The 22,295-nt window shown below is 42.5% G+C and carries 22 protein-coding genes and 1 riboswitch; of the genes, 19 read left to right on the forward strand and 3 right to left on the reverse strand.

The window, feature by feature from the left end; genetic code table 11:
- Positions 1 to 82 precede the first annotated feature (82 nt).
- The 10 genes from E4K67_RS11165 (at position 83) to E4K67_RS11210 (ending at position 12,862) form a co-directional block, all read left to right on the forward strand.
- On the forward strand, positions 83 to 1,366 hold the full coding sequence (locus E4K67_RS11165; protein WP_135546578.1) for a CaiB/BaiF CoA transferase family protein: 1,284 nt from the start codon (positions 83 to 85) through the stop codon (positions 1,364 to 1,366).
- A gap of 102 nt (positions 1,367 to 1,468) precedes the next feature.
- Entirely contained in the window at positions 1,469 to 2,812 is a 1,344-nt protein-coding gene (locus E4K67_RS11170; RefSeq protein WP_135546580.1) for an MFS transporter, read from the forward strand.
- Positions 2,813 to 2,859: 47 nt separating this feature from the next.
- The gene (locus E4K67_RS11175; RefSeq protein ID WP_135546582.1) at positions 2,860 to 4,614 is read left to right on the forward strand and encodes an acyl-CoA dehydrogenase family protein; all 1,755 of its coding nucleotides are present in this window, start codon (positions 2,860 to 2,862) and stop codon (positions 4,612 to 4,614) included.
- Positions 4,615 to 4,735: 121 nt separating this feature from the next.
- A complete protein-coding gene (locus E4K67_RS11180) occupies positions 4,736 to 5,227 on the forward strand; it encodes a hypothetical protein (protein WP_135546584.1) in 492 nt (163 codons plus the stop codon).
- Between the two features lie 32 nt (positions 5,228 to 5,259).
- On the forward strand, positions 5,260 to 6,117 hold the full coding sequence (locus E4K67_RS11185) for a 3-hydroxyacyl-CoA dehydrogenase family protein (protein ID WP_135546586.1): 858 nt from the start codon (positions 5,260 to 5,262) through the stop codon (positions 6,115 to 6,117).
- 20 nt (positions 6,118 to 6,137) lie between these two features.
- Positions 6,138 to 6,920, forward strand: coding sequence for an enoyl-CoA hydratase/isomerase family protein (locus E4K67_RS11190; protein WP_135546588.1), 783 nt, complete (start codon positions 6,138 to 6,140; stop codon positions 6,918 to 6,920).
- A 177-nt stretch (positions 6,921 to 7,097) separates the two neighbouring features.
- Positions 7,098 to 8,309 (forward strand): thiolase family protein, encoded by a 1,212-nt coding sequence (locus E4K67_RS11195; RefSeq protein WP_135546589.1) that lies wholly within the window; start codon positions 7,098 to 7,100, stop codon positions 8,307 to 8,309.
- A gap of 358 nt (positions 8,310 to 8,667) precedes the next feature.
- Positions 8,668 to 10,110 (forward strand): sigma-54 interaction domain-containing protein, encoded by a 1,443-nt coding sequence (locus tag E4K67_RS11200; RefSeq protein WP_135546591.1) that lies wholly within the window; start codon positions 8,668 to 8,670, stop codon positions 10,108 to 10,110.
- Positions 10,111 to 10,268: 158 nt separating this feature from the next.
- Positions 10,269 to 11,039 (forward strand): NRDE family protein, encoded by a 771-nt coding sequence (locus E4K67_RS11205; protein ID WP_135546593.1) that lies wholly within the window; start codon positions 10,269 to 10,271, stop codon positions 11,037 to 11,039.
- 248 nt (positions 11,040 to 11,287) lie between these two features.
- Positions 11,288 to 12,862 (forward strand): ASKHA domain-containing protein, encoded by a 1,575-nt coding sequence (locus tag E4K67_RS11210; RefSeq protein ID WP_135546595.1) that lies wholly within the window; start codon positions 11,288 to 11,290, stop codon positions 12,860 to 12,862.
- A gap of 111 nt (positions 12,863 to 12,973) precedes the next feature.
- Here the strand turns inward: E4K67_RS11210 and E4K67_RS11215 are convergent, their stop codons facing one another.
- Both E4K67_RS11215 and E4K67_RS11220 read right to left on the reverse strand, forming a co-directional pair.
- Positions 12,974 to 13,978 (reverse strand): methyl-accepting chemotaxis protein, encoded by a 1,005-nt coding sequence (locus E4K67_RS11215; RefSeq protein WP_135546597.1) that lies wholly within the window; start codon positions 13,976 to 13,978, stop codon positions 12,974 to 12,976.
- Between the two features lie 117 nt (positions 13,979 to 14,095).
- Positions 14,096 to 14,503: a hypothetical protein gene (locus E4K67_RS11220; RefSeq protein ID WP_135546599.1), complete on the reverse strand. Its 408-nt coding sequence runs from the start codon at positions 14,501 to 14,503 to the stop codon at positions 14,096 to 14,098.
- Between the two features lie 217 nt (positions 14,504 to 14,720).
- Here E4K67_RS11220 and E4K67_RS11225 point away from each other — a divergent pair, with 217 nt between their 5' ends.
- From E4K67_RS11225 to E4K67_RS11255, 7 genes are all read left to right on the forward strand, one after another.
- Positions 14,721 to 14,990: a hypothetical protein gene (locus E4K67_RS11225; protein WP_135546970.1), complete on the forward strand. Its 270-nt coding sequence runs from the start codon at positions 14,721 to 14,723 to the stop codon at positions 14,988 to 14,990.
- Between the two features lie 252 nt (positions 14,991 to 15,242).
- Entirely contained in the window at positions 15,243 to 15,539 is a 297-nt protein-coding gene (locus E4K67_RS11230) for an autorepressor SdpR family transcription factor (RefSeq protein ID WP_135546601.1), read from the forward strand.
- The gene (locus E4K67_RS11235) at positions 15,523 to 16,176 is read left to right on the forward strand and encodes an SdpI family protein (RefSeq protein ID WP_135546603.1); all 654 of its coding nucleotides are present in this window, start codon (positions 15,523 to 15,525) and stop codon (positions 16,174 to 16,176) included. The genes E4K67_RS11230 and E4K67_RS11235 overlap by 17 nt, the downstream gene beginning before the upstream one ends.
- 267 nt (positions 16,177 to 16,443) lie before the next feature.
- Positions 16,444 to 17,412 carry an HlyD family secretion protein gene (locus tag E4K67_RS11240; protein WP_135546605.1) on the forward strand — a complete coding sequence of 323 codons (969 nt, stop codon included), beginning with the start codon at positions 16,444 to 16,446 and terminating at the stop codon, positions 17,410 to 17,412.
- 15 nt (positions 17,413 to 17,427) lie between these two features.
- Positions 17,428 to 18,081 carry an HlyD family secretion protein gene (locus E4K67_RS11245; protein WP_135546972.1) on the forward strand — a complete coding sequence of 218 codons (654 nt, stop codon included), beginning with the start codon at positions 17,428 to 17,430 and terminating at the stop codon, positions 18,079 to 18,081.
- Between the two features lie 15 nt (positions 18,082 to 18,096).
- The gene (locus tag E4K67_RS11250) at positions 18,097 to 19,722 is read left to right on the forward strand and encodes a DHA2 family efflux MFS transporter permease subunit (RefSeq protein WP_135546607.1); all 1,626 of its coding nucleotides are present in this window, start codon (positions 18,097 to 18,099) and stop codon (positions 19,720 to 19,722) included.
- On the forward strand, positions 19,685 to 20,143 hold the full coding sequence (locus tag E4K67_RS11255) for a MarR family winged helix-turn-helix transcriptional regulator (protein WP_135546609.1): 459 nt from the start codon (positions 19,685 to 19,687) through the stop codon (positions 20,141 to 20,143). Before E4K67_RS11250 ends, E4K67_RS11255 begins: the two co-directional genes overlap by 38 nt.
- A gap of 19 nt (positions 20,144 to 20,162) precedes the next feature.
- Here E4K67_RS11255 and E4K67_RS11260 read toward each other — a convergent pair whose 3' ends face one another.
- Positions 20,163 to 20,456: a hypothetical protein gene (locus tag E4K67_RS11260; protein ID WP_135546610.1), complete on the reverse strand. Its 294-nt coding sequence runs from the start codon at positions 20,454 to 20,456 to the stop codon at positions 20,163 to 20,165.
- A gap of 239 nt (positions 20,457 to 20,695) precedes the next feature.
- Positions 20,696 to 20,797, forward strand: a riboswitch (purine riboswitch).
- Positions 20,798 to 21,042: 245 nt separating this feature from the next.
- Here E4K67_RS11260 and E4K67_RS11265 point away from each other — a divergent pair.
- Both E4K67_RS11265 and E4K67_RS11270 read left to right on the forward strand, forming a co-directional pair.
- Complete coding sequence (locus tag E4K67_RS11265; protein WP_135546612.1) at positions 21,043 to 21,840, forward strand: FAD binding domain-containing protein; 798 nt, start codon at positions 21,043 to 21,045, stop codon at positions 21,838 to 21,840.
- A complete protein-coding gene (locus E4K67_RS11270; RefSeq protein WP_135546614.1) occupies positions 21,831 to 22,280 on the forward strand; it encodes a (2Fe-2S)-binding protein in 450 nt (149 codons plus the stop codon). The genes E4K67_RS11265 and E4K67_RS11270 overlap by 10 nt, the downstream gene beginning before the upstream one ends.
- The last annotated feature ends 15 nt before the right edge of the window (positions 22,281 to 22,295 follow it).

A 22,295-nucleotide genomic window follows, 5' to 3' on the forward strand; every position in this document is an offset into this window, starting at 1 on the left:
ATAGTGAAAATATCTATTCTGTAATCAGAGAAGGTTGTACTCATTAGGACTAAATGTGGTGTCTGAAAGGGGAATTTGAAAAATGGAAAGATGGAAGGAACTAGTGCGCATACCTGCCCCGGCATTAATGCCAACCTATGGTCCACTGACAGGTATGAGAGTGCTGATGACGGGAAGTATTGTCGCTGCACCTTTTTGTGCTTCATTGCTTGCGGAGTTTGGTGCAGAGGTCATTCATGTCGAACGTCCAAACATTGGAGATCCTTACCGCGAACAGGCTCCTGTAATCAAACGCGGTGAGAGAAAAGTAAGCGCTGGTTGGATTCAGGAGGCTAGAAATAAGCTTAGTCTAACATTGGAAATAAACCTCAAAATCCCGGAGTGTAAAGAGATCTTTCTCTCCCTAATCAAAAATTGTGATGTTTGGGTGGAGAATATGGTTTGGACAGAGAAGTTGGGAATCACAGAACAGATGTTGTTGGAAGTCAACCCGAAGCTAGTCATTGCTCACATAAGCGGCTTTGGGAGGCCACAATTCGGAGGTCTGCCGGAAGAGTGCGACCGACCTTCGTACGATCCCATTGGCCAAGCCGAGGGGGGATATATGCATATCAATGGTTTTCCCGAGCCATCCCCTCCATCTCATGCTGCCACATTTATTAACGATTACATGACAGCAATGTTCGCAACTAATGGAATTCTGATGGCTTATATTCACGCTCAAAAGACAGGTCTCGGGCAAGCCATTGACATTGCCCAGATCGAGGCAATGAGTAAGGTTCTAAATGACACCTTTGTCCAGTATTTTGTGCTCGGTAAAGTTAGAGAACGAAAAGGTAATAAGGTAGCAATCTTTCAACCTGGAAACCTGTTCAAGACCAAGGACGAGAAGTATTTATATATTGGCGCATATGGTCCCGCAGTTTACGGGCGATTTATCAAAGCGCTTGGACTCGACTTGAATAAGTACACTCACGAAGCGGCAGGTGGTTCGGTAGAAGCGATAAATTCTGAAATGGGACTTGAGCTTAATCGAATTGCTACTGAATGGGTAGCAGCACGCGAAGCGGAGGAGGGTAAGCAATACTTGTTAAGCTTGAAGGTGCCCTGTGGAATTGTACGAACTTCCGCTGACCTAGCAGAGAGTGAACATTACCAGAAGAGGGGGAATTTTATAGAGTATGAAGATGAGACCTTAGGGGAAATCGTGAAAGGATTTGGGTTCTGTCCGAAGATGAGCGAGACTCCGGCACAAATATGGCGTGGAGCACCGACCATTGGACAGGATACCGACACAATTCTGAATACCCTCCTCGGATACAGTAGTAGAGAGATTTCTTCTTTCAGAGAGCTCGGGATTATCTAGTGGGTAGTCTTCAATAGTGATGTGAGAGCCCTATGGATTTAGGACAGGCATTAATTGCTAGAACAGATCAGGATGAGAAAAAGTCGGGGAGGCGATAAATATATGAATAAGGTTTCAATTTCTGAAGTTGTCGATAGATTAGGCGTTTCGAAGTATACCTTCAAAATATACTTTTTAATTGGGCTTGCTCTAATCTTTGCAGGATACAACTATATGATTGTAGCATACACAATGCCGCAGTTGGCCAAGGAATGGGCCCTTACGAAAATTCAAACGGGAAGTCTCTCTTCATGGAGCATTTTGGGTTTATTAATTGGGGGACTAAGTGCAGGGATTATTTCGGATAAACTCGGGAGAAAAAAGGCGTTTGCTTTCTTTGTCCTCCTATTTTCCTTGCTTACTTTCCCGGTTTATTATGTGCATAGTTTCGAAGCCTTTGCCATTCTTAGGATCTTAGGAGGTATTGGTTTTGGTGGTTGCATACCCATTGCTGTAACAATGATGTCAGAGAGTGCACCCACCAAAAACCGTGGCTACTTTTCCGCATCAATTATGGCCTTTTATGTCTTAGGTTGGGTCGTGGCAGGTATTGTGGCCATTTATGTAGTTCCCGTATTTGGCTGGCGAGTTTGCTATCTTGTCGGAGGACTTCCTGCTTTATATGCTTTCATCTTAATGGCCGTACTGCCTGAATCAACACATTGGCTTTTAGGCAAAGGACGAGAAAAAGAAGCCATCGAGTTAATTAAGCGAATGGAGATTTCGGCTAAAGGTCAAGCTGGTGAATGGATTACAGATACTCTAGTTGCTCCTCCTCCCCCTAAGAAAGTTGGAGTTGGTGCCCTCTTTTCTCCCCAATTTCGCAAAGCAACGATAGCCCTTTGGTTAATTTACTTCATGGGCTCGGTGGTTATTTACGGTATTAATGGTTGGTTGCCTACTTTGTTGGTTGGGAAAGGGTATGGTTTGGTCAAAGGTTATTCTTTCGCCGTCCTACAAAATGTTTTCGGAATGGTGGGTAGTCTTGTCACGGGTTATGTGGCAGATATCATTGGGCGCAGAACAAACGTAATTTTTGGTTGGATATTTACAGCTGTAGCGATTCTCTCTCTCGGATTTGCTACAAACCAATGGCAAGTGGTTATTTGTGGGATGTTAGTGGGTATGGCCATGAATTGGGGGTTAAGTGGTACCCAGCCACTCCTTGCTGAAGGGTACCCCACTGAATTCAGAAATACTGGTGTTTCTTCAGCTCAGGCATTTGGGCGTGTGGGAGGGTTTCTAGGTCCGATCGCTGCAGGCTTTGTACAACAGTTGGGTGTCGGTTTTACTGGTCTTTTTGTATTCTTTGCTATACCTGCAGTCATTGCTTCGTTTGTAGCATTTTTCATGATCGACGAAACAAAAGGGAGAAGTATTGAGAGTATTGGCAGAGTTAAAGCCTAGAGGAACATGGTATAGGGGATTGATGGAAGAAAGTGAGAGTGAGATTTATGAGTAATTTACCTAAAGGGGGAAGCTTCCTCTTCAGTCAAACCAATCCTCAAGATATTTTTACCCCTGAGGATTTCACCCTTGAGCATAAAATGATTTATCGCATGACGACAGGATTTGTGACTGATAGTGTTTTAGCCCAGATGAATGAGCTGGAAGCCAAGAAAGAGGGCTTGATAAGGGAACTCTTAATGGCAGCAGGAGAGTTAGGCCTTAATGGTGCCGATATTTCCGAAGAATATGGTGGCATGGAGATGGATAAAATCAGCACCACAATCATTGCCGAGTGTATGGGGCGCTCTGGTTCCTTTGCCATGACTCAGGGCGGCCAGACTGGTATCGGTAGTATGCCTATTGTCATGTTCGGTACCCCAGAACAAAAGAAAAAGTATCTGCCGGGAATTGTCACTGGCGAAAAAGTCGGGGCATATGCTTTGACGGAACCGGGAGCGGGGTCGGACGCTTTGTCTGCCAAGACTCGGGCAAATTTAAGTCCTGACGGAAAGCACTACATTCTAAACGGCACAAAACAGTTCATCACCAATTCCGCCATGGCCGATATCTTCATCGTTTACGCGAAAATAGACGGGGATAAATTTACTACTTTTATTGTTGACGGAGATTCTGAGGGGCTTTCTACCGGTGCAGAAGAACACAAGATGGGGATTAAAGGCTCCTCCACAAGGTCGGTAAGTTTTGATGATGTAAAAGTGCCCGTGGAAAACTTACTCTTTGAAATTGGTCGAGGACATGTGGTGGCCTTTAATATCCTGAACTTAGGACGCTATAAGCTCGCTGCGAATTCATTGGGTAATGCCAAGTTTGCCCTAGAACTGTCGGCAAGCTATGCCAATGAGCGCAAACAGTTTGGCACCCCCATCGCAAATTTTGGTCTAATTAAGGAGAAACTGGCTGAAATGGCGATTAAAATCTATGTCATGGAAAGCATGGTCTATCGCACCGGAGGGCTGTTGGAGAGTATGATGCACAGCCTAGATACCTCGGGAGCTGATGGAGGTCAGGTCGCTGCCAAGGGTATTGAGGAATATGCCCTGGAGTGCTCCATGAACAAGGTATTTGCCACAGAGGCGCTGGGGTATGTAGTGGATGAAGGAGTGCAAATCCATGGCGGTTATGGATTTAGTTCCGAATATACCATCGAAAGACTCTATCGGGATGCTAGGATTTACCGCATATTTGAAGGAACGAATGAAATAAACCGTGTTTTGATTCCTACAACTTTGTTGCGGCGGGCAGCAAAAGGAGATTTGCCCCTTGTGGAAACCATTGCCCAACTCAAGGAGAAAATCGCAGGCGGGAGCTTGGCCCGAGAAGGAGAAGCTGGATTAGTACAGGCAGCAAAGGATATCTTCCTGCTGACCATGGGTGCTGGGCTTGCCAAGTATGGAAAGGATTTACCGAAACACCAAGAGATATCGGGCAGGTTAGCGGATCTAGCTATACGCGCCTTTGCCATAGAAAGCGCTTGGCTCCGAGCCCAAAAGGCGGTAGCCAATGAAGGTGGGGTTAAGACAAAACTAAAGCTCAGTATGGCTATGGCCTACATCAGTGCTACCGTTGGCCTTTTGGAATACTCCGCTAAAGAAACGTTGACGGCCCTTGCAGAGGGTGAGGAATTGGCAAGCCTACTGGAGAATCTGCAGAGGGTGACCCAGTATAAGATTCGGAATACGGTAGCGTTGAGACAGGAGATTGCTGCAGCTGTTTCGGAAGAGGGCAAGTATGTAGTGTAACTAAAGAAGCTCGGGACTCAGGGAATTTCATATTTGAAATATGAGCCTCTCGGGGCGTAAGAGGTGACGTTTGTTTCGAGAAGGTTATATTCTAATGGGTGATTTGGAGGAGGTCACAGTAATGAATCTAGAACAAGCTGTTACTATTGCTCCATATATGCAAGATTTCTATGATGAAGATGTCACAGTTGTCATCTCCAGTCTGCAAAGTGTTATTGTTGTTATCAACTACAAAAACCAAAATTTAATCGTTAGTCAAGACGAGCCAACGAACGAAAAAACGATCACCTCTCAGTGCTTGAAAGAGAGAAAGAGAGTGGTTATGCGAGTACCATTAGAAAAATCACAGTTTGGAATTTCATATATTGCAATCGCTAACCCCCTGTGGAACAATGGCAAGCTGGAAGGCGCGATGACCGTGGTCATATCCGGTAAACGGTATGATGCCTTGAAGTTGCATGACTCGATTGAGGGAGCAAGAGCCGGAGATAAGAGATGGGGTTTGGAAGTGGTTGCCGATGAATTCGGAAAGCTATATGAAAGCGAAAAGAATTCAGATTTAGTTGTTTCTGATGATGTAATTGAGGTCAATGTTAGTGAACTGTTTAATTAGGTTCCTAAAAATATTTAAGGAGGATGCACTTAATGGAATTTAGAAAGGTAGCTGTTCTTGGTGGAGCGGGCACTATGGGTTCTGGTATTGTACAAACGATTGCTCAAGCGGGTATAGAAGTACTACTCTTTGAAACAAATCTAGAATTGGCCCAAAAGGGAAAGACAAAGCTGGACAAAGTTGTCCAAAAACTCGTGGATAAAGGTAAAGTAAGCGCTCAAGATAAAATTAATATGTTGGATCGAATTGTCCTATGTGATAACTATCAGGCAATGGCGGACGTCGATTTAGTAATTGAAGCGGTCTTTGAGAATATCCAGTTGAAAAAAGATATTTTCAAACAACTGGATGAAATCGTAAAACCTGAGGCACTCTTGGCTAGTAACACTTCGGCTCTTTCCTTGACAGAAATTGCGAGTGCTACCAAAAGGCAGGACAAAGTAATTGGGTTACATTTCTTTAACCCTGTCCCTGTGATGAAACTAGTTGAGTTGGTCATGGGTTTGGCAACCAGTGAAGAGACTTATCAAGCTTCCGTCGTTTTCTGTGAACAAATTAACAAGAAAGTCATTAGGGCAAAGGACACCCCTGGCTTCTTAGTGAACTATCTTCAGATCCCGCTACTTAATGGGGCTGTAGCGGCTTATGAAGCAGGATTATCCTCAGCGGAGGATATCGATAAGGCATGTGTGTTAGGGATGAACCACCCCATCGGTCCACTAGCCTTACTAGATCTGATCGGACTAGATACTGCCTTAGACGTTTTCAACGTCATGTATGAAGGGACCGGAGATATGAGATTCTGGCCGAGGACTATTCACCGGCGTCTAGTTCAAGCCGGACATCTTGGTCGCAAAACAGGAAAAGGCTTTTACAATTACAATCAATAATTACCGAAGGAGGAATAACGATGCCTGAAAATAAGGTCGTTGAGCTTACAGTTGCCGAAGGAGTAGGGGTGATCACCATAAATAATCCCCCTGTAAACGCTCTTACTTTAGATGTTAGAGAACAATTAAGGCAAGTTCTGCAGGAAGTAGAGGGGAGTAATGAGATCAGGGCCTTGGTTATTACAGGCGCTGGTTCAAAGTGTTTTGTCGCAGGTGCTGACATTAAAGACTTTCCTAGGCAGATGGAAAATGGTCCGAGGGAAAATGCTACTATTTATAAGGAGATGTTTACTTATCTGGAAGAAGCACCTATGCCTATCATCGCAGCATTGAACGGTCTGGCCCTGGGTGGAGGGTGTGAGTTGGTTTTAGCATGTGATCTCAGAATTGCCGATGAATTGGTGAAAATCGGCTTACCGGAAGTGACTCTGGGACTTATCCCGGGACTCGGTGGGACGCAAAGGTTGGCAAGATTGGTCGGGCAGACCAAAGCCAAAGAGTTGCTATTTACAGGTACAATTATCTCTGCCGAAGAAGCCCTGAGGATTGGCCTTGTAAATCAAGTTGTGCCTCAAGGTACAGCGCTAGAGGAAGCTCTCAAGTTAGCCAGAAAACTCGCTAAAGGGGCTGGAGTTGCCATGGCTTATGCTAAGCATCTCGTAAATGCGGGAAGTGAGCTTCCCTTGCAGGAGGCACTGGAAATGGAAATGCAGCATGTCGAAAAAATCTTCGATACTGAGGATCTACAGGAGGGCCTTGAAGCATTTATTAACAAACGCCCTGCAGTATTCAAGAACAGGTAAACATAAACATTTATCCAATCGTGACTCCACTTCTAAAAGTGGGAGTGATACCCCATACTTCGTCTCGATGTTTTCAACTATAGTTGAGAGTTCACTAGCCATTGTTGCTAAAGATTACTGTCTGAGGATTTGGGAACCTGATATAAAATCTACTCGAAATCAAAGGAGGATATTCAAATGTATACAAAAGCATTTATCCCATATGGTGGTTACTACAGTACGCCCTTCGTTCGCTGGCAGGGGAGTTTGCAAAACGAGCATGCGGTTGAATTGGCCGGGTCAACCGCGAGAAAATGGTTTGAAACAAGAGAAATCGATCCTAAAATCTTCGAATACCTTGTTTTTGGGAAAACAATTGGACAATTGTGGACTTTTTACGATGCGCCTTGGGCAGCGACTCTAATGGGTGCTCCTGATATTCCAGGTATGCATATCACTCAGGCATGTTCTACTTCCACTACTGTTTTAAATCAAGCCGCTGCAGCTCTCGAAACAGGTCTTTATGAAAGCTCATTTTGTATGATGACAGATCGTTGTTCTAATGGTCCTTTTACAGTCTGGCCTAATCCAAAGGGTCCTGGTGGCGAATTAATTAGGGAAAGTTGGCTGATGGATAACTTTGACGGTGGCCCTTGGAAAGGAGTTGCCATGGTTCAGACTGCTGAAAACGTGGTTAAGAAAGTCGGTGGGATTACTAAAGAAGATGTTGATCGAGTTACGGTTAGACGCTATGAGCAATATGAGGATGCTTTGGCCAAGGATCGGGCGTTCCAAAAACGTTACATGATTCCAGCGGAATATAAGATAAGTAAAAAGAAAACGGGAATAGTTGAAACGGATGAAGGCGTGACTCCCACAACTCTTGATAGTTTGACTCCATTAAACCCAGTTATTCCTGGAGGAGTACACTCCTTTGGTGCTCAGACCCACCCGGCTGATGGAAACTGCGGGCTTATAGTAACCACAAAAGAGAAAGCTCGTGAACTGAGTACTGATAAAAACATTGAGGTTCAAATACTGTCCTATGGTTATGCCCGTGCGGAACAGGCCCATATGGCTATGGCAGTAGTTCCTGCAGCGAGAATGGCATTGAACAATGCTGGTATCAGTATTAAAGATGTGAAAGCTATCAAAACGCACAATCCATTTACGGCCAATGACTTGTATATGGCTAACGAAATGGGTATTGATGTCATGACGATGAATAATTACGGTTGTCCCCTTGTTTATGGGCATCCCCAGGCGCCTACTGCTGGTCGGGCAATTATTGAAATGATTGAAGAACTGGCTATCTTAGGTGGGGGATATGGTCTATTCACAGGATGCGCAGCCGGCGACACTGGTGCAGCCCTTGTTATCAAGGTCTCTACGCAGAACTTTAAGGCCTAGGAAGAAAATCTTAGCTTGTAATAGGAGAGTACTTAAATGACCTTTTCGAAAACTCCGTTGCCTAGTATTCTGTTCTAGAGGACGGGGTTTTCGCGTTTTTGTTAACATTGTCCTTGTAGTATACTACTTTTGCTTTTGCTGATAAAAGTTATAAATATAATGATCTATATAAAGGAAATATCGCTAAGATAAAGAATATATTTATATAATGAATAGTGTGAATAGTTAAACAATTTGATTCGTTTATTAGTCTTAGAATTTGTAATTACCTTGTTCTTTTGAGTTTTTAACAGAATAGCTTTTCACGGATAGATTTGGTAGATACTATTATAATCAGACCACTGTGGGAGGTGATAAAGTGGCTTCAGCACTTGAAAAGCAAATTCCTCGCCAACAAGATGTTCAAGCGGACGAATTAAGAAAAACCCTTGGACAGCAGTTTTTACAACAAATTATTGATAATTCGTTTGATTCAATATTTGTTACTGATAGATATGGCAATGTGCTTTTGGCTAACGCAGGAACAGGGGAATTTATGGAAACCAAAACTGAGGATATGGTTGGGAAAAATGTTAAGGATTTTGTAAAAAGTGGTGTCTATGATTGGTCGCCTACTATGGAGGCAATAAAAACACGGTCGCTCGTCTCAGGTATCGTGAGAAACAAGCATGGAGTTCAGCAAATGGCTACTAGTAAGCCACTGATGGATGAAGGTGGCGACATAATTATGATCATTACCAATGCCCGTGATAAGGATTTAGTTGATCAGTATATCGCAGCTTTAGATAAAGAAAGAACAAGCGTTCATCGCTACAAAACGGCAGTAGAATATTTAAGCGAAGTGGATTTGGAGAATAAAGAAATCGTAGCTGAAAGTCAGCAGATGCGCAAAATAATGAGAATTAGTAATGTTATAGCCCGAACGGATAGCACCGTTATGCTAATCGGTGAAACTGGAACCGGAAAAGAAGTAATGGCAAGGCATATCCACAGAAATAGTCTGCGTTCAAAAGAGCCGTTTATCCCCGTAAATTGCGCAGCAATTCCGCATGAATTATTGGAGTCGGAATTTTTTGGTTATGTGAGAGGAGCTTTCTCAGGCGCAAACCCACATGGGAAACCAGGGTTGTTTGAAATTGCCGATAAAGGAACGTTGTTTTTGGACGAAATTGCGGAATTACCTTTAGCGATGCAGTCTAAGCTACTAAGAGTATTAGAATCCAGTGAAGTACAAAGGTTGGGTGATACGAAGACTTATCATGCCGATGTTCGTTTTATTGCTGCAACGAATAGAGATTTAAAAGCAATGATCAGTCAAAAACTTTTCAGAAGTGACTTATACTATCGTCTCAATGTAATTCCCATCAGTTTACCGTCTTTAAAAGATCGTACTGAAGATATATTAGCTTTTGCGCATAAATTTCTAGAGGAACTAAATAGAAAATACGCGCTAAAGAAGCAATTTTCTACCCAAGCGACTCAGTTACTGTTTAACTATAATTGGCCGGGGAATGTACGTGAATTGCGTAATGTCATAGAGCGATTAGTTATTACGTCAGCAGGTGACATCTTGAATTTTGAGGATGATTCCTTGGTCAACAGCAAAACTCGTTTAGAGAGTGCAGAATCGTTGCCAAGTATTAATACACGTTATAAAGGGACTTTGAAAGACGTTATAAAGGCAGTGGAAGGGGAGTATATTAATCAAGTACTCACCGAATGTGGTGGTCGGGTAGGTGAAGCCGCCAAACGATTGGGAATTCATCGAACCATGTTATATCGAAAGACTATAGGCCGATAGTATCATTTTCGAATAATGGCCAGTTAGTATTTATCGATCATAGTTTAGACCAGTCGTTGAGGTTTGCAATGATTGGTCTTTTTTCTTCTTCTTAACTCCTCTAAAGTGTTATTATGATTAGGTAGAGAATTTTTCCTTAGTGAAAGGAGACATCAACTATGTGTTTGCTTTTTTTTGCGTATGAGTGTCATCCGCGCTATCGTTTGATATTGGCCGCAAATAGGGATGAGTATTATTGTCGTCCGACTGCGGCCGCTCATTTCTGGGAGGATCACCCTTGGGTTTTCGCTGGTAGAGATTTGGAGATGCTGGGAACGTGGATGGGGATTACGCGATCAAGTCGTTTCGCAGCACTAACAAACTTTCGGGATCCTTCGGCACAGATTATAGATCCTAAATCACGGGGGATGTTAGTAAATAATTTCCTATGTTTAGATGAATCTCCAGAAAGATACATGTTAGAGGTCGCCAAGAACCGTACTCTGTATAATCCGTTTAATCTCTTAGTGGGAGATTTATCAAAGCTATTATATTTTAACAAACAGTTCTCGAAAGCATTGGCACTTAAACCTGGATTATATGGGCTTAGTAATCATTTTATAGATACTCCGTGGCCCAAAGTTCAAAAAAGTAAGCTGGCTTTAGCTAATTACATTGAAAATAAAACGTTCATTGATCCACAAGGTCTTTTCGAAATTTTAGCAGATACTGAACTTGCTCAGGACCACGAATTGCCACAGACCGGGATAGGCCAAGAATTTGAAAGATTCTTATCTTCGATTTATATCAAAGGGGCAGAGTACGGGACACGAAGCTCCACTGTACTCTTAATAGACCGCAATAATCATGTGATCTTCAGGGAAAACAGTTACATTCCGGGTCAGGAACAGTGTGTCGAAGTGGACTGCGAATTTGATCTTACTAATTAGCAAAATTGAGAAAAGATAATAACTTAATGCGAAGTAGAGTTACGATAGCATACTTCAAGTGGTATAGTTAGTTAGGTTGCTATGGAAACATAGTCAAAGTGTAAATGTGTAATGCGCAAGGTAGTTCTGAGCAAGTCAGAACAGTGCCCTTAACTTGCGAACATGCAAATAAGGGAACATAACAGGATGCAATTCAAGAACCGTCCCCCGACCTACGCTTGCAAAAATTCATTAAAGAAGGTAGTAATATGTTAAAGCATAAAGACATACCAGTGATTTTGTCAGAACAGGTTCAGACGACCCTAACAAACCTAGAGCCCCTCACCCGGAAAGTCTTCCTTTCACTCACGCCTCCTAGTCCCATGGATAATCGGGCAGATGTCGATCAAGTACGTCAAATGCTAGAACGTAGCTATGACTTTGTCTTGGTGCCTTTGGCACTTATGCGTAAGATACCGAGCATATGTCGAGGCGCTCATTGGCAGGTCACAGCGACACTAGCGGAGAGTGGAAATGGTTGGGAATTAATTGATCTAGAACCTGGCGATATGACCGAGCAGCAATTTGGGTTGGCCATTGACATTGGTACGACAACGGTGGTCGTATACCTTGTCGATCTGTGTAATGGTGCGGTCCTGAGACACGCAGCCGACTATAACGACCAAATCATCTTGGGAGAGGACATTTTGAACCGTATTCGTCATGCTGCTGAACTAGGCGGTCTAGCACGTCTGCAGAATGCGGTTTTAGATACTCTGAACCGCTTAATTAGGGTCCTATGCCCACTACCCATGGAGACGAAAAAAATTACCGCCGTGGCCGTCGGCGCCAATACGACTATGATCCATCTCTTGTTGGGCTTGGACCCAGCTTCTATTTGTCGAGATCCATATACCCCAACCGTAAATAATCCTGGCCTAATTCCTGCAGGAGAAATAGGACTTGACGTCAACCCCCTTGCCCCAGTTTATTGTCTGCCAAGCATAGGAAGTTACCTTGGGGGAGACGTCATCGGCGGGATACTAGTAAGTGGGATGCACAAACAGCCAGATGTATCCTTGTTTGTCGACATTGGTACCAATGGAGAGATTGTGATGGGGAACGAAGACTGGCTTGTCGCTTGTGCCGGAGCTGCTGGGCCGGCCCTTGAAGGTGGTGTCACATCCTTCGGTATGCGGGCGGAACCGGGAGCGGTGGATCACGTTTCCATTGATCCCCTTACAGGGCAGGTCGTGTATACAACTGTGGCGAATATGCCTGCCCGTGGCATTTGCGGCTCTGGACTGGTGGACACCTTAGCTGAGCTTTTCCTTAATGGTATTATTGACAGAAATGCCCATTTCCAGAAAGGGCGGGAGACTTATGTAGTTGTCCCAGGCAAAGAAACCGCCTCGGGAGAGGACATTGTAGTTACTCAGATCGATATTAATAACTTCATAGCCACCAAAGGGGCGGTCAATGCAGCTACTGATCTATTAATGGAGAACGTTGGTTGCGCTTGGCAAGAAATGAAGCATTTTTATGCAGCAGGGGCGTTTGGCCAATACTTGCCGATCGAATCGGCCATTACAATCGGCCTATACCCTGACCTTCCGCGCTCATCCATCGTACGTTTGGGCAATAGTTCCGGTGAAGCAGCTCGCCAAGTACTATTATCTCGGACTAAACGTCTTGAAGCAGAAGAGATCGCGGCAAAGGTTACTTATTTCGAGCTTAATGCCAACCCCTCGTTTATGGAGAAATTCAGTGGCAGTAAATTTCTGCCTCACACGGATCTCGCCCGTTACCCTAGCGTCAAACGACGCCTGCAAACCCTCGTCTGACTAAAAGGGGCACGATGCATCGTGCCCCTTTTAGTCTGGTACCCTTTGATCGAATAATTGTGTCATTCTTCTAGCGTTAGAGCATGATGCGCGTACCCTTGCGCTGCAGCATTATAAGGTCTCACTTACTAGGGCAGACCAATTTTTCCCTTTATAGGCATTATAGCCGCGGGTATGGGCATAACCATAAATTTTAGTGGCCCTTAATTCCTTTTCAAAGACATATCCGTAAGTTTCCCCTTTCATCGCATGTTGGGCGGCATTAAGGTGCTTCAAATTATCAGATAGTATTCCCTTGCGACTCCGGCACGCTATGACGTAGCCTGATTTATTGATGATGGAAATATCCCCATTCTTACCGATGCGAGCTGATTCTATAATGTCATAGATGAAATTCCAGTTAAATCTAGTCGAAAAGTATCCCAATACGCGACCATCATCACTGTGGATCGGACATGTGTAGGCCACAGTATATAACTCACTACCAATAGTTGAAAGATAAAGGTCGCTTACAGATATGGCGTTTGCCAATTTGGCGTCTTTAAACCAGACTTTATCGGCCATGCTTTGACCGATGAATTTGTGGTGAACACCGGCAGCGACGATCATACCCTCAGTATCAAGTACATAAAGGTCAAGATAAACTTCATAAATATCAACCAGTTTTTTCAACAGATCGTTCGTGGCAGAAAAGCGATCGGAATCTGTAGAGCATAAGCAGCTCTTAACTTTGTCAAAACCAGCCCATGCTTGGGCATCGCAATTGCGTTCAAAAAGGTTTCGATCAATTTTATCAATGGTATCATAGGCTACATCCGCTGTTCGAACGGCCATAATTTCGTTTGCCTTGCTCTGAATGTTTTCGATAATTTTAGTACTTTCTTTGGTTGAAGCTAAACTGCTTGTGGCAAGCTTTTTAATTTCATCCGCTACTACGCTAAATCCCCGACCCGCTTCGCCGGCTCTTGCCGCTTCGATCGCTGAATTTAGAGACAAAAGGTTTGTGTGCTGAGCGATTTGTCGGATGGATTCGATTACTTGACTCATTTCTTGATTAGCATCTTTAAGTTCACTAAGCAAGACTGAAGAATCGATTCCTAGAGAGTCTTTTGACATGAGAATACCACCTTTAAGGCAAAAATAGCCTACCTGAAAAATCAGGCAGGCTCGTTGCCAATTTTGTTTTTTTATTATATAACAGGCAAACGGAATTGCAAAGAATTTATTTCACAATTAACTTTGGTCCTCCGAACTCGGAACTGAAAAGGATAAATGACTAAAGGTGAGCACATCGCAAAATTCGAGAAAGTTATAGTCACTTTTTTGGGCTTTTTCCATAAGTACAGATATCGGGGTTGTCGTCAGAATGACATCTTTAGGTTCATGTAATTGGTCAATGAGGCCAAAGTGCTGGGAGTTAAAGCGAATAGCAATGTGGATTTCGTTTTCCCAGATTACTTGCAGGACATAGGCGTCCTTTTGTTCAGTTGCAAACCAATTATAGGTATATCCTGAGAGACCAGACTGATTGACAGCGCTGACTTCTTCGGAAAATTCTTTGACGTATAGAATAAGTACGTCGCGACCGTTTTCAAGTTTGCCAAAGGCAGATTGTTCCGGTGTATAAGCTTGAGTAAACATAGCTCCCCCTTTTAGGACATCTAAGCCCAAGTCTCTGTTTGATCTTTAGTTGAACGGGTTTCATTCTTTTCAACTCAATTTTAACAAATTCATTATAGACTATTTATTTTATTTATGTAAGTATTAAGATGGAGAAACACTTGGGGCAAAAGGCTTAAGTGTTTTCTTTGATAGCCACTCAGGGATTGGCTTGATTAACGAGGAAGGAGTAGATATGATGGATAATCCATGTGGAACAACCAAGGCCCATGTCTTTGAGAGTACAGAGATAAACGGGACCCCCATTTATTTTGGTTCTGGAGTTAATCCGGTGAATTCCCCTGCCCAGTATTTTGTCGCTTGGGGCAAAGAGGCTCTTATCGGTGGTTTGATTCACACCTATAACACCAAGTCGCCAGAACAGGGAGCAGAGTGGTTTGTTGATGAAGATGAAGCGGAGGCCAAATATATCAAGATACAGAAGCTTTTGGCAGGATGCTTGTTATAAATGGTATAAATGATCCAACTAAACTAGAAAGAGCCTTCGTGCGAGGGCTCTTTCTAGTTTAGTTGAGGGTATTCCTAGACACAATCAGGTTATAGTACCAACAATATATAGACTGAACACTATAATTTTTGTCAGTCTTTAACAAATTATTATAAGTGTATATTTTAATTGAAAGAGAGAGTATACTAAGTTTAGATGGTTGCCTAACTATCTAAGGATATTATATTGTAATGGGGGGAGGAGAAACGTTATATGCTTAATTTGCCATTCAAAGCACTTGCAGATCCGACTAGGCGAAAAATCATTTTACTATTAAAAGAACGGGATATGACGGCTGGCGAAATTGCGGACCAATTTGATATGACTAAGCCAAGTATTTCTCACCATCTCAATGCCTTGAAACAAGCTCTGTTAGTTACGGATGAGCGAAAGGGACAAAATATATATTATTCATTGAATACCACGGTGTTTCAAGAGGTGGTCAACTGGTTTTTTAACACAACTAATGTTAACGAAGGAGGCGGAGCAGAAGATGCAAAAAACAAGTAATATCCTAAAGCAAGATTGGTTGATTTTAATTCTGATTCTTTCAGGATTCGCCTTGGGAGCCTATTTCTATCCCTCACTACCAGACAAAGTACCTACCCACTGGAACGCGAGTGGAGAAGTAAACGGCTATGGGAGCAAATTGTTTGGTGCATTTGGACTGCCTGCTATAAGTTTAGCAACTTATTTATTGTACCTTGTACTTCCTTATATTGATCCCAAAAGGAAGAACTATACTGATTTTGAGTCGACTTATCAATTTCTGAAGTATGTACTAATTATATTTTTCCTTGGAATTGAACTAATGACCCTCCTCATCGCCTCAGGGGTTATCGTTAACAAACCAGTCTTTATTCAAATCATGGTTTCCTTGCTTTTTATCCTAATCGGAAATGTGATGGGAAGATTTAAACACAATTATTTTGTAGGGATAAAGACCCCCTGGACATTGGCAAATGAAGAAGTGTGGAGGAAAACCCACAGACTGGCTGCTCCGTTATGGGTATTAGGCGGTGTTTCTAATATATTGCTGGCTCTTACAGGAATGAGTTTTAACGGCATCGGGTTCATAGTTATTATCGCAGTGATTTCGATTGTGCCGATTGGTTATTCTTATGTTGTTTATCAGAAAGTTGTTTAAAAACAGAAGCATCTGCGCCTAGCGCAGATGCTTCTGTTTTTAGAGAGATGTCTGATCTTGTTACCACCAACGATGTCCCCAGCGAGGTGCAATGATTATTCTTTTTAGTTAATCTGAAAATCATGTTTGGAATAAGTCCTGGTGGGAATTCATGAATTGTCCCTACGATAATTTAGTTGTTGACATAAGACTTAACTAGATGTAAATTAAACTATGCTTAACGGTACGCGCACGAACTGTTTCTGTACAAAGAGAGAGGGGATCGGGATGAAAAGAGCAATGTTGATTAGTCTGGCAATGGTTATGGTGCTTACGGGATGCAGCGCTTCAGCTCAAAAAGAAGAGCAAGCAAGTACTGAGGTTCAAGCAAGTAAGCAGGTCTATGTAATGGCGGGGATTATAGATGCCAACGAAAAAGCTGAGATTACTACTAAGATTTCAGCAAAAATTACAGGAATCTCGGTGGACGTTGGCACTGTAGTGAAAAAAGGAGATACACTTATTTCACTTGACTCCAAAGATATTGAAGCCCAGATTACACAGGCCCAAGCAGGTGTAAATACCGCCGAAGCAAATTTGGCTAAGATGCAGTCTGGGGCTAGACCGGAGCAGATCGCTCAAGCTCAGGCGACAGTAGATAGTGCAAAAACAAGTTATTTAAATGTAAAGAACACTTACGAAAGGAACCAACAACTCCTAGTTGCTGGTGGAATATCACAGTCTCAGATGGAATCCTCTGAGACGCAGTTAGCTGTAGCACAGGCGCAGTATAACTCTGCTCAAAGCCAGTTAGATATTCTAACAAAAGGGGAAACTCAAGAAACTATAAATATCGCGCAAGCGCAAGTCCAGCAAGCCCAGGCAGCGTTAGACTTAGTAAAAACTCAGCTTGCCTATGGAACGATAACGTCTCCGGTTTCTGGAATCGTTAGTGCAAAAAATATCAATGTTGGAGAATTGGCGTCACCTGGCGTAATCTTGGTTTCAGTAGTGAATGTTGATTCTCTATACATCAAGGCTTCACTGCCGGAAGGACATATGAAGAGTGTAAAAGTTGGACAGGCAGTCATCGTAAAAGTAACCGAAATTCCCGATAAAGAATTTCCAGGGGAAGTTTCTTTTATGGACTCTGTCATAGACTCTCGTAGTAGAAGTGTTTTAGTAAAGATTAATTTAAATAACCCGGATTCAATCTTGAAACCCGGAATGCTGGCGGAAATTGGTCTTAAAAATTAAGGGCAGGTGAATGGAATGAATGAAAAGCGTAAAAAAATAATTTTTTTAATCATAGCCGTGATGGTCATTGCGTTTGCTAGTATAGGAGGGTATTACTGGTATAAAAATGCCTACTTCGTTTCTACAGAGGATGCCAAAGTAAAGGGAGACATAGTCAGCGTAAGTCCGCAAATTTCTGGAAAACTTTTGGAAATAAATATTGAAGAGGGAGACGCCGTGGTTAAGGATCAGATTCTTGGTCGCCAGGGAATGAGTAATCCTCAAGAAAGTAACATTGACCAATCTGTTTTTAGGGCACCAATCGACGGAATCGTTATCAAAAAGCAAGGAACCGTGGGGGAGATTGTTTCTCCGGGACAAACTATTGCTATGTTGATTGATCCCAATAAATTGTATATTACAGCAAACATTGAAGAAACAAAATTAGGAAGTATTAAACAGGGTCAGAAGGTGGATATTACCATCGACCAGTTTGCCAAAAAGACATTTTCTGGTCGTGTTAAATATGTTGGTCAAGCCTCCAATTCGACCTTCGCCCTTCTCCCTTCATCTACGAGCGGTACTTTTACTAAGGTTATCCAGAAAATACCGGTAAAAATTGAATTTGATAAAAGCGATAATACGTTATTGCCAGGTACTAATGCTGTTGTCAATATTCACATAAAGTGATGAGGTGAAATGCGCATGACTGAACATGACCTACAGGAAAGTGCAGGTGACGGTTCGTATAAGTGGGCTGCCTTGGTTGTTGTTGTCATAGGAACGTTTATGGTTATGCTAGACAGCAGTATCGTTAATATCGCAATTCCTAAAATGATGAATGTTTTTGGATCGAATCTGGATGCGGTTAAGTGGATATTAACGGGTTACACCCTGACAATGGGTGCTGTTGTACCAATAACAGGATTTTTAAGTGATACATTTGGAGTTAAAAAACTATTCATCTTTGCTTTGATATTTTTTACCATAGGGTCTTTCTTGTGCGGCTTTGCATGGAGTACTAATTCTATGATATTCTTCCGTGTTATACAGGCGGTAGGCGGCGGTGCAATCATGCCGGTTGGAATGTCTTATATTATGCAGATGTTTCCTGTCAGTGAACGTGGTAAGGCCCTGGGCTTTTGGGGGATCGCTTCAATGTCTGCGCCTGCTATAGGTCCTACTCTAGGAGGATATATCATTCAATACATGGATTGGCGTTTCATATTTTATGTTAATGTACCAATTGGAATCTTCGGAGTAATTCTTGCGGGTATTTTATTGCGGGAAACAACAGTTAAACCCTATAAAGGTAATTTTGACTACATTGGATTCTTCTCCTCAATTATTGGGATCGTCAGTCTGTTATATGTCCTCGGCGAAGGCAATACTATTGATTGGGGAGATGTAAAATTCCCTCTTTTGTTAGCATTTGGCTGCTTTAGTCTCCTCATATTTGTTGTGAATGAATTAATGCATCCAGAGCCTTTGCTTGACTTACGGGTATTTAAAATATACGATTTTACCCTGAGTCAATTTATTACAGGCGTAACCACTTTGGCTATGATGGGTGGTGTATATATACTTCCTCTATTTCTACAAAATTTACGAGGGTATACCGCGATGGAAACAGGCTTAATTCTTTTTCCATCAGCCATTGCTTCTGGGTTAATGATGCCTATCAGTGGTGCTCTTTTTGACAAGTTTGGGGCCAAGGTCGTGACAATACCTGGACTTGTAGTGATTGCCTTTGCTACCTATAAAATGTCCTTGTTTAATATGGATACGACGAGAACAAACATAATGCTGATCGCAACTCTCCGGGGAATTGGTCTAGGGTTTGCCATGATGCCAGTCAATACGGCCGGGATGAATTCTGTGCCAAGACATCTCTTTGGGAAAGCAACGGCACTGTCGACCACCGTTCGAAGTATTATGGGTGCCGTAGCAATTACGTTTATGACCACCATAATATCCAATAAATCAAGTTATAACTATGCTAGACTAAGCGAGCAAATAACGCCCTTTAATAATACTTCAAACAATATTGCCCAAGCCCTGCAAGGGGTTCTTATGAAATCGGGGTTGTCCCAAGGGGATTCTCAAGGGTATGCTTATTCGACTCTGGGACAAATGATTTATGCGCAGGCCTATCTAGACGCCATGGATTATGCTATTGGGGTGACGGTAGTGGCAGTACTTGTAGCTATTATTTTGGTTCTCATGATGAGTAGTAAGAAAAAAGCTAAGAAAAACGAGTCAGATAGAAGTTTAGTAAAGGAGAAGGTTTTGCATGAATCAGAAGCCGGAGTTGCAGGATTTATGGAGTAATCCTTCTGAAAGAGTCGTCTATCTCTTTAAGGCTGTTCACAAAATATACAGGGATCAGATTTATGAAAAATCTAGGCAATATGGTTTTACGGGACCACAAATCGGTCTGATTATTGGATTGAGTAGGAACCCTTATATAACTTTGAAGGAAATGAGTGAATGTTTGGGTTTGTCTAAAAGTACTGTTTCGGGTATGGTGGATCGTTTAGTTGGGCAGGGGGTTGTGATTCGTGAGATCCCTGAGGATAATCGAAGAACGGTAAGATTGTCGATATCTCCCGACTTTCAAAAGAATAATTTCTTGAAAGAGTTAGCAAACAAATATATTAATGATTCCCTCAGGAAAGCTAGTGAAGAGGATCTAGACAAAATAATTACTGGCTTGGAAATCCTGCATCAACTATTAACTGAAAACGAATAACGTAATAACTCTAATCTCATCAGTCTGAGGAAAGATCTTCGCTAAGAAGCTGAGCTCTGTCAAAGGTCAGTCGATTTTTCAAGTCTGTTTTGTAATCAAGAAAATCTTGTTCAATCTCTGCAGGTGTGCTGGCGTCAGAAGTCAAGAGTTCGGTCTGTCGGATACTTGGCTTTTTTCGTTTGCTTGCCTGTCCTTGACGAGCTCTTTCATAGAGGTACATAAGCTCGCGTCGCTCACGTTTAAATATTTGAGCACGGATTTTGCGGACGGGCTGAACGCTCTGAATTGGTGAGTTTCTTTCATTGTCATCCATTCAATGTCTCCTCCTCAAGTTATCTGCTACAACTAGGGTGGTACCACATACTCACTACGGCGGCGCGAAGCTTAATGATCAACGTTAGTTAACAAGTCCTTATCCTTTATATTATCGTACAGTTTTATTGATTAGATTAAATTAAATTAAAATACATATCGTCGAACAATGTAAAGGCTTTTTAAAAAAACGTTCGAAAAAGGTGTTGACCAATATCATAATTTCTTGTAAAATGACATTAGATAAAAGAAAATAGTGTTCATATAGTAGCAGAGATATGGTCTGCGAGTTTCTACCGGACTGCCGTAAATGGTCCGACTATGAGCGAAAGTGTACCTAGGGTAACAGCCCAAGTGGTACAGATCCAAAGACTTATTGAGAGTCTTTACTTTGTTTTTGGATTACACCGAAGGGATATAGGCAACTTGCTTTGATAGAAGTTTAGTTGAACAAACCCAGGCGGACAGGTTTCTCTCACTTATTAGAGTTGAAAGCTGTTCGCTTGGGTTTTTATGTTTGGGTTAGCCAACTTTTCTTTATGATATCAGACACCTATGTACAAAATTGACAGTAAGGAGGAGCTAGAGTGTTTACATTAAGTAATTTAGTTCAACCAGAAACATTAGAGACTGCTTATCAGATTCTCTCGGATAAAAGAAATAACACAATTCTTGGTGGCTGTGCCTTCCTGAAAATGAGCTCCAAGAGAATCGGTACTGCTATTGACCTTTCCAATCTTAGCCTGAGCTATATTAAGGAAACTGACGGCTTTATTGAAATCGGCGGGATGACTTCTTTAAGAGAGCTTGAAACTCATACGCTGTTAAAAGAGTCTTTTAATGGAGTGTTGCCTAAGGCAGTTTGTAGCATTATCGGTGTGCAATTTAGAAACTGCGTTACCGTAGGTGCTTCAGTATTTTCTAAATACGGATTTTCAGATTTGATTACAGCGTTACTAGTTTTAGACACTGAAGTCGAGTTATATAAAGATGGCAGAATGCCTCTAGTTGACTTCTTAAAGATGCCTAAGCAAAAAGATATCTTAGTGAGATTGTGGATAAAGCTTGTCAACCGTAAAGCAACTTATTTGAATTTGAGAAAATCAGCCAGCGACTATTCGGTCTTAAATGTTGCCGTATCCAAACTGAATAATCACTGGACTATCGTCGTAGGGGCTAGGCCTAGAAGAGCCGCTATCGCCTCTAAGGCTTCAGCAACCTTATCGAAGGGAACACAAAGTGCCGCAGAGGTTGAGGCTGTAGCCAAAGAGGCAGCAGATGAGTTATCCTTTGGAACCAATATGAGAGGGTCGGCTGAATATCGGAAGGCACTCTGTAAGGTGCTTGTCAAGAGGGCAATAATGGAGGTGAAGGCATGCAAATAACATTAACCATTAACGATAAATTAGTAACCTGGGACGTAGAACAGGATGAGTTTCTAGCGGATACGTTAAGAGCGCATGGCTATCTTAGTGTTAAGAAGGCTTGTGAAACAAGCTGTTGTGGACTTTGTACTGTCTGGGTGGAAGAAAAGTCGGTACTATCTTGCACTATTCTTTCAGTGCGAGCTCACGGTAAAAAGATCACAACCATCGAGGGGGTCCCGAACGAAGCAGGGGAATTTGCACGAGTTCTTACGGCAGAAGGGTCTGAACAGTGCGGCTTTTGCAGCCCGGGCTTCGTTATGAATGTGTTGGCCATGAAAAATGAATTAGTTAACCCCTCAGACGAAGAAATCATTCATTACCTAACTGGTAATTTGTGCCGATGCACTGGCTATATGGGACAGCTCAGAGCCGTTAAGACCTATCTGGGGGTGCTTTAACATGACAAAGGTAGG

Source organism: Desulfosporosinus fructosivorans, assembly GCF_004766045.1.
GTDB lineage: Bacteria > Bacillota > Desulfitobacteriia > Desulfitobacteriales > Desulfitobacteriaceae > Desulfosporosinus > Desulfosporosinus fructosivorans.

Coding starts and splice junctions, on each gene's coding strand:
- E4K67_RS11165 (WP_135546578.1), top strand. CDS start 83: ATGGAAAGATGGAAGGAACTAGTGCGCATACCTGCCCCGGCATTAATG.
- E4K67_RS11170 (WP_135546580.1), top strand. CDS start 1,469: ATGAATAAGGTTTCAATTTCTGAAGTTGTCGATAGATTAGGCGTTTCG.
- E4K67_RS11175 (WP_135546582.1), top strand. CDS start 2,860: ATGAGTAATTTACCTAAAGGGGGAAGCTTCCTCTTCAGTCAAACCAAT.
- E4K67_RS11180 (WP_135546584.1), top strand. CDS start 4,736: ATGAATCTAGAACAAGCTGTTACTATTGCTCCATATATGCAAGATTTC.
- E4K67_RS11185 (WP_135546586.1), top strand. CDS start 5,260: ATGGAATTTAGAAAGGTAGCTGTTCTTGGTGGAGCGGGCACTATGGGT.
- E4K67_RS11190 (WP_135546588.1), top strand. CDS start 6,138: ATGCCTGAAAATAAGGTCGTTGAGCTTACAGTTGCCGAAGGAGTAGGG.
- E4K67_RS11195 (WP_135546589.1), top strand. CDS start 7,098: ATGTATACAAAAGCATTTATCCCATATGGTGGTTACTACAGTACGCCC.
- E4K67_RS11205 (WP_135546593.1), top strand. CDS start 10,269: ATGTGTTTGCTTTTTTTTGCGTATGAGTGTCATCCGCGCTATCGTTTG.
- E4K67_RS11210 (WP_135546595.1), top strand. CDS start 11,288: ATGTTAAAGCATAAAGACATACCAGTGATTTTGTCAGAACAGGTTCAG.
- E4K67_RS11215 (WP_135546597.1), bottom strand. CDS start 13,978: ATGTCAAAAGACTCTCTAGGAATCGATTCTTCAGTCTTGCTTAGTGAA.
- E4K67_RS11220 (WP_135546599.1), bottom strand. CDS start 14,503: ATGTTTACTCAAGCTTATACACCGGAACAATCTGCCTTTGGCAAACTT.
- E4K67_RS11225 (WP_135546970.1), top strand. CDS start 14,721: ATGGATAATCCATGTGGAACAACCAAGGCCCATGTCTTTGAGAGTACA.
- E4K67_RS11230 (WP_135546601.1), top strand. CDS start 15,243: ATGCTTAATTTGCCATTCAAAGCACTTGCAGATCCGACTAGGCGAAAA.
- E4K67_RS11235 (WP_135546603.1), top strand. CDS start 15,523: ATGCAAAAAACAAGTAATATCCTAAAGCAAGATTGGTTGATTTTAATT.
- E4K67_RS11240 (WP_135546605.1), top strand. CDS start 16,444: ATGAAAAGAGCAATGTTGATTAGTCTGGCAATGGTTATGGTGCTTACG.
- E4K67_RS11245 (WP_135546972.1), top strand. CDS start 17,428: ATGAATGAAAAGCGTAAAAAAATAATTTTTTTAATCATAGCCGTGATG.
- E4K67_RS11250 (WP_135546607.1), top strand. CDS start 18,097: ATGACTGAACATGACCTACAGGAAAGTGCAGGTGACGGTTCGTATAAG.
- E4K67_RS11255 (WP_135546609.1), top strand. CDS start 19,685: ATGAATCAGAAGCCGGAGTTGCAGGATTTATGGAGTAATCCTTCTGAA.
- E4K67_RS11260 (WP_135546610.1), bottom strand. CDS start 20,456: ATGGATGACAATGAAAGAAACTCACCAATTCAGAGCGTTCAGCCCGTC.
- E4K67_RS11270 (WP_135546614.1), top strand. CDS start 21,831: ATGCAAATAACATTAACCATTAACGATAAATTAGTAACCTGGGACGTA.